The sequence below is a fragment of the Acinetobacter sp. YH16038 genome, assembly GCF_013417275.1.
Taxonomy (GTDB): Bacteria; Pseudomonadota; Gammaproteobacteria; order Pseudomonadales; family Moraxellaceae; genus Acinetobacter.
Genome location: NZ_VPEG01000062.1, coordinates 1 through 6,676, shown reverse-complemented (window position 1 = coordinate 6,676; position 6,676 = coordinate 1). Strand labels below are relative to the sequence as shown.

Annotated in this window: 4 protein-coding genes and 2 pseudogenes; 4 read left to right on the top strand and 2 right to left on the bottom strand. The window is 44.7% G+C overall.

Going from position 1 to position 6,676, the window contains the following annotated elements; all coding sequences use genetic code 11:
• Positions 1–2,096 precede the first annotated feature (2,096 nt).
• Positions 2,097–3,050: a replication initiation protein gene (locus tag FTV34_RS15885; RefSeq protein WP_179991697.1), complete on the top strand. Its 954-nt coding sequence runs from the start codon at positions 2,097–2,099 to the stop codon at positions 3,048–3,050.
• A 3-nt stretch (positions 3,051–3,053) separates the two neighbouring features.
• Here the strand turns inward: FTV34_RS15885 and FTV34_RS15880 are convergent, their stop codons facing one another.
• A complete protein-coding gene (locus FTV34_RS15880) occupies positions 3,054–3,260 on the bottom strand; it encodes a hypothetical protein (RefSeq protein ID WP_179991696.1) in 207 nt (68 codons plus the stop codon).
• A gap of 5 nt (positions 3,261–3,265) precedes the next feature.
• On the opposite strand from FTV34_RS15880, the pseudogene repC (FTV34_RS18165) reads away from it, so the two are divergent.
• From repC (FTV34_RS18165) to repC (FTV34_RS18010), 3 genes and pseudogenes are all read left to right on the top strand, one after another.
• Positions 3,266–3,343, top strand: a pseudogene (repC, locus tag FTV34_RS18165) (replication protein C, IncQ-type); the annotation flags it as partial.
• Between the two features lie 310 nt (positions 3,344–3,653).
• Positions 3,654–5,066 (top strand): MFS transporter, encoded by a 1,413-nt coding sequence (locus tag FTV34_RS15870; protein ID WP_199792616.1) that lies wholly within the window; start codon positions 3,654–3,656, stop codon positions 5,064–5,066.
• A gap of 33 nt (positions 5,067–5,099) precedes the next feature.
• A pseudogene (gene repC / locus FTV34_RS18010) lies at positions 5,100–5,414 on the top strand (replication protein C, IncQ-type); the annotation flags it as partial.
• 14 nt (positions 5,415–5,428) lie between these two features.
• Here repC (FTV34_RS18010) and FTV34_RS15860 read toward each other — a convergent pair.
• The gene (locus tag FTV34_RS15860; protein WP_247166083.1) at positions 5,429–6,451 is read right to left on the bottom strand and encodes a hypothetical protein; all 1,023 of its coding nucleotides are present in this window, start codon (positions 6,449–6,451) and stop codon (positions 5,429–5,431) included.
• Positions 6,452–6,676 lie beyond the last annotated feature (225 nt).

Genomic DNA, 6,676 nt, shown 5'->3' with positions numbered 1-6,676 from the left:
TGCCAAGGGCATTGGTCGGACTTAATTGACACAATTTGTCATCGTGCAATCAAGTGGTTCCTAGGTGACGGAATTTACATCTGTTTTTGCTTGGTTTATAGTCGCAATATTCATTGACTTAAAGCAGTCTGACCAACTGCCTGACCATTTTCGTTTTAGCGATTTTGAGCAGGCAACAGCCTGCTTAAAGCCATGTTTTTTTAGATAGCGCACAATTCAGAACTAGCCATTTTGAGTTGACCGATTGAGCGTACTACTGGAGAAATCCCGTTCGGTACGATCTGATGGGCGCTAGGGAGTTGTAATACTCCTTTTCGATCCAATCCGTTGTAAACGGGGTTGGGCGACAAGGACACGGGAGCCTATAAACAATCGAATGATTGTGAAGTGGTCGTGAGGTTAGATATAGCCTGACTAGATACAATTTTTTTTGTATTGAAACCCTGTTTTAACGATTACCGTGAGACCCTGACAGGATGTTAAGGGTCACTAATAACGGCAATGTGTTGCGGCAAATGCACTCTAAGAGGGAAGCGCAGCTCATTGGCACAACTGATGGCGTTTGAGGTAACAGCAATGTTACAGGCTAGCTGAGGAGAAATCTGGAAGCAGCGGCACCACTGAGTGAGATCATCTCAAGCAAAGTGGGTCAACGGATAGCTTAAACAGTATACATCCGGAAGCATAAACCGGAGACACGTGTAGATTAAGAGCCATACGCTCAGATTTTGTCTCAAAGTCATATCCACCAAATCTAAGGAACCGCGTGGTGGGGAAAATGGAAGCACTGACAGACAAAAGAGCATTGGCGTTCAATTGCTAAGATCGTTAGAAATAACTTGGGAATCTCCATGCTTAGACATTGAGTTGTCACGGCAAGGCATGGAGAGGGAGAGAGGATGAGTAGGTCGTATAAGTTATGAAAATAACGAAGTCGATGCTGTATTAAACATTGCGAACTCACCAGTGGCGTGGCTGCTAAGGGTGGTAAAGGGAGTAGTGTTGTCGAAAATCCGAGTCGGTTTTATGTTGTTATCTAAAAAAGCGAAACATAGCTAAAAATGGTTTGGTCGCCATTGTTTGTTCTGATAGGTCGGGATTGGTCTCCCGATCTAAGTCAGGACTAAGCAAACGTTAATGAAAGAAAAGAAAATACGGCAGCATAGTCTTGTGTACTGCATGATTTTTTTCATAGTTTCAATTCTAACTAATTGAATATTTAACTAATTTAGAAAAATTAGCGGGAGTCCTCGTTAAGATGAGTTTTTTCCATTCTTTAGTATAAAGAACGACGTATTGTGATAATGACTTGGGTATTTGCCTACCCATGTTCTACTCGACAAACAACGTGAACTCTACGAAAGTGAGATATGACTCCCTCGGTTGCGGCAAAACAACTAAACGAGGTGAGTTCCTAAATCTCTCTATTTTGCTTTCTAAGGCACTTTAATTTACTTCATGTAGGTAATATCAAAAAAACACCTAAAGTAGCTAAAAACCCTTATTTTTTGCATTTAAACGGTATATTTAACGAGTGTCTACGAGTGACACAAAGAAAAGTTGAGCCTCGACCCTCTGAAAAACTGCTTTAAAAAAATAAAAAAGACAAAAGGAATTAAATCAAATGCTGGTATTTGCACCTAGACCGAGCGAAGCGAGCAAAAAAGCTCTATGAGCGAAGCGAATTCATAGCCGCTTTTGCTTTTTTGAATCCTCGAAAGCAGTCACCAAAAAACAGCCCCCAAGACCGAGTGAAACGAGGTCAAAATGCCACGAGCGAAGCGAGTGCCATAGGGCTGTTTTTCACTCCCCTGCTCCTTTTTATTCTTTTAAGAAGCTTTTAAATACTTTTAGCCCCCCCTCAAAGCCACGTGTAACATGGCTTTCAAACTTTAAAAAAGTACAAACGCCAAGTATTAAAGTACAAACGCCAAGTTAAACACTGTTTAAAAAGTACAAACGCCAAGTTTAAAAAGTACAAACGCCAAGTATTAAAGTACAAACCTATGTATGTACTTTAATTTGTAAAAAAGTATTGACTCAAACAATGTACTTAGTATAAAAACAAACCGATTTATTATTTTTGAGCTGTTTATATGGCTGTAGATCTAAAGAAACATTATCCGAAAGATTGGGTTGTCTTACAAAACCGAGTTGCTGAATGCTTTCGTGGAATGAGCCTTGATGAAAAACGTCTTTTTATCATGTCTACGCCGCTTGCTAGAACAACACAAATATCAAGTAATGAACCTATTTTTATCTCATCTCATGAATTTTCACGTGAGTGTAATGTCGATCTTTCAACCGCATACACAGCACTAGAAACAGCGTCAGAGCGTCTTTTTACCCGATTTTTCGGATATACAGCACAAAATGGGGATCGGGTGAAAATAAGATGGTTGAACAAGGTTGTTTATAAAGTAGGGCAAGGGGGTTCAGAACTCTACTTTACTGATGAAGTCCTTCTTCTTCTTAGGGAGTTTGATGCTTTAAATCCTTATACAAAATATAAAAAAGAGGTTGTATTACGGCTCCGGAAAGACTACTCACTAGACATCTATCACTTAGCTAAGAAACATCAGGTGATGGGCGGTTTTCAAATCAGCCTTAATGATCTTTTTGAACAGCTTGGCTTACCTGAGTCGTATCAAGATTTAAGTAATTTAAAAAAAAGGGTAATTAAACCCTCATTAGATGAAATTAATCAAAATACGGATATTAACCTCAGCTATGAGAATATAAAGCAGGGGCGTTCTGTAGTCGGCTTTAAGTTCACTGTAAAAGAGAAACCAAAACCTAAAACTCTAACGACACAAGCTCGGGACCCGAACACAATAGATATGTTCTGCGATTTAACAGATGCTCAAATCAGCAAATATAGTGCTATTTTAAGTCGTGTAAGTGACATATCTGACCTTTCTACATTCCCGACATACGATGCTTTTACTCTGTTTATTGCCGGTATTTTGAGAGACCCAAAATCAGTACGTGAAGAAACTGCAAAACGGATATTTACAGCATTGCGTAAACATACTGATTTCAAAGGGTAATACCTATTTTCTTTCAAAAAAATAGGTGATCAAAGCAAGTATTCCCAAGGCTTTTGAGATTATTAAATAATCATCACTAGGTACAATATCGACATAGTGAAATGCTGTTAGCATCAACCAAAAGCCTAGGAAAAAAAATATAAACTTAGACTTAAATAAATGAGGGAGTTTTTTAAATATTTCAGCAGTTTTTAAGGTTGCAATATTCATATTAAGTGGTCGCGCTGGGCTGGACGGTAACCGAGTTCGCGGCGGGCAAGTACGACATCACCCGGCCCAAGGCGGCAGGCTGACCCCCCCCACTCTATTGTAAACAAGACATTTTTATCTTTTATATTCAATGGCTTATTTTCCTGCTAATTGGTAATACCATGAAAAATACCATGCTCAGAAAAGGCTTAACAATATTTTGAAAAATTGCCTACTGAGCGCTGCCGCACAGCTCCATAGGCCGCTTTCCTGGCTTTGCTTCCAGATGTATGCTCTTCTGCTCCTGCAGCTAATGGATCACCGCAAACAGGTTACTCGCCTGGGGATTCCCTTTCGACCCGAGCATCCGTATGATACTCATGCACGATCTTCATTCGAGCAACGGAGTTCTCTGTGTCTTTTAGCACCTCTTCATCGCGGCCTGCGCAAGTATCGGTCGCTCGTTCCTGGGCAGTCCTTGTTTGTCTGTCCATCCTGCAATTCCTCATCGCCGTCGACGTCACCGTGGTCAACGTGGCGCTGCCCTCTATCGGCAACGATCTGGGCGTTGATGCGCGCGGCCTGACATGGGTCGTCGTTGGTTACACCATCACAGGCGGTGGTCTGTTGATGCTTGGTGGACGTCTGGGAGACGTCTTCGGCCGCCGCCGCCTTCTGCTCATCGGAACCGCGATCTTCGGAGCGGCCTCGCTGATGGCGGGCCTCGCGGAGACCTTTCCGCTACTCGTCGGTGCAAGGTTGTTGCAGGGTGTAGGGGAAGCCCTCGCCCTGCCCGCTGCGATGGCGACCATCGTCCTGTTGTTTCCCGAAGGGCGGGCGCGCACCCGCGCCCTGAGCGTCTGGGCTGCGGTTGCGAGCTGCGGTCTTGTGCTGGGGTTCGTGCTCTCGGGAATCATCACCGAGTATCTCGGTTGGCGATGGATCTTCCTCATCGCCGTTCCGTTCGTCCTGTTCGTGCTGATCGCTTCTGTCGCCCTGCTACCTCGAGACCGATCACAGGAGCGCGCACCGTTGGATATTCTCGGATCGATTCTGCTGACGAGCGCACCGCTGCTGTTCGCTTTCGGAGTGGTGGAGGCCGGGGACAGCAATGGGGATGTGCCCTGGTCATCAATCGCTGCCCTGGTGGGAGCGGCAGCCGCCGCTGCATTGTTCGTCAAGGTGGAACGCCGAGCCGCAAACCCACTGGTTCCGCTGACCTTCTTCCGCAACCGGACACGAGTGCGAGCAAATCTTGCGACTGCACTGTTGAGCGCGGCGCTCTCAACGTCCTTTCTGCTGTTCACGTTCTATCTACAGGATGGACTCGGTCTCTCTCCGCTGGAATCCGGATTGCTGCTCCTGCCACTTGCGGTGGCACTAGTCGTCGCCGTGACCGTCGTACCTCGCCTCTTGGGGCGCTGGGGAGCGCGTGCTTGCATCGTCGTGGGACTGAGTTCCGCAGGGGCAGGCATGATCGTGATCGCGGCAGCCGCGCAGCTCGAAGCCCCCGCTTGGCTACTAACCCCCGCGATGCTCTTCATCGCCGCAGGAATGGGTTTCGGCCTCGTTGGATTGCAGTACGCGGCCGTGACCGAGGTCACCGACGATGATGCCGGAGTCGCATCCGGCGTACAGCGAGCCGCAGACCAGCTCGGTGGATCCGCAGGTGTCACGGTCTACGTGGGCCTGGGCTTCGCGTCGGCCCTTCACGGTGTATCACCCTATGTGCTAAGTAGCGGCCTCGCGATCATCGGCCTCTGCCTTGCGACCGCCATTGTCCAACGAATCGTAATCGTGACGCAGGAACAACAGACGAGGACATGAGCGTGCCGTCGTAACCCGATCCCGAAGTTCCCGATGAGGTGCTCCGTGGCGACGCCCGGCGACTCGTCAGTCAGCCCCGACCGGTGGTCGCGGGGCGCGCCCTTTGTTGCGCGCACCGCGACCATTCACCGCCCTCTCGGTCCGGTGGCGTATGACTGCGTCAAGGTGGAGGTGCGGGCGCTGGACAGCGAAACCGCCCGCCTGCTGCACCAGCGGCTGTGTGGCTGGATCGACCCCGGCAAAACCGGCAAGGCTTCCATAGATACCTTGTGCGGCTATGTCTGGCCGTCAGAGGCCAGTGGTTCGACCATGCGCAAGCGCCGCCAGCGGGTGCGCGAGGCGTTGCCTATTAAGTCCTGTTATTAAACCAAATATTTGTTAAATAGTTCGGTGTAAGTGTCTTGATTTACATCGTCTTTATTCAAATTGATTTGAACACTCTCATAAATCCTTCTTAAGAAAACATACTGAATAAAATCATCTGCATAATTCTTAATTCGGGGCAGGTAATTCAGCTCTAAAGGAATGTAGTAGTCCATTTTTCTAAAGTTTTTCCCTGTTTTTTTGAAGTGATAACTGACCGCATCAACAAACAATCGTCCGATCTGGTGCCGATTCCCTTTGAAGACTCCGTAAAATTTCAGATCATCATAAAATGACTGCAACTTAGACATGCCAACGCTTTTGTCATTATTTGAAATAAGTGTATTTATAATTTCAACATAGCTTTTTTTAATCAGCTGCACGCTAGGCTCATCAAATCGCCAAGTCCATGTATAGTTTTTTGCACTTTTCTCCGTATCAGGATAATTCTTTGATTTCTTTTTTGAGTGTGAAAGGCGCACCAGTTCAACATTTTTCCCATTTCCAAACGCAACTTTTAAAAAGGGCTTTTGTAAAACAAATTTGAATTTTTCATGGTCATTAAAATATGTCTGAATCAATGAAATTTGTTCTTGTTCTTCTTCTCGATTCCACGTTGTTTCAACTTCTGATATTCGCTGTTTGACTATTTTCTTTAATTGCCCCTCGCTTTTAAGAGTGTTGTATTCATTGCTTTTTGGAGTTGTCACAAACAGCCAAAATTCCCATATATCTTGGTCATAACGCTTTTGAATAATTAAATCCGCAATAGGCTCATTTTTTTTATTTAAACGATAAGTCCTTTGTCGTGGGCTTAAATCTAAAGAATATTTTTGGCTGAGTTTTTTTATGAGTTTTTGGATTTTATCTGCAAACATCGTGTTATCAGATTCAATAGTAAAGTGACTATAGAAATACGCACCGTTTGCAACTTTATCTACAATTTTTTGCGCTGTATAACGACTGTTCGGGCTGTAATGAATCATTTTATTGTTACCAAGCAATATTTGTTCAATTGTCATCAAACAATATTCTAAAAAGTCCTATGTAATCAAGCAATATTTATTCTAACTAAAAGCTATATTTTATAATGCTTTCAACGATTTTGATTTTTTACCAATGCCAAAGGCATTGGTCGGACTTAATTGACACAATTTGTCATCGTGCAATCAAGTGGTTCCTAGGTGACGGAATTTACATCTGTTTTTGCTTGGTTTATAGTCGCAATATTCATTGACTTAAAGCAG

What these genes read in the sequence shown, in the direction of transcription:
- FTV34_RS15860 (WP_247166083.1), bottom strand. Translation starts at nt 6,451, where the DNA reads ATGACAATTGAACAAATATTGCTTGGTAACAATAAAATGATTCATTAC.
- FTV34_RS15885 (WP_179991697.1), top strand. Translation starts at nt 2,097, where the DNA reads ATGGCTGTAGATCTAAAGAAACATTATCCGAAAGATTGGGTTGTCTTA.
- FTV34_RS15880 (WP_179991696.1), bottom strand. Translation starts at nt 3,260, where the DNA reads ATGAATATTGCAACCTTAAAAACTGCTGAAATATTTAAAAAACTCCCT.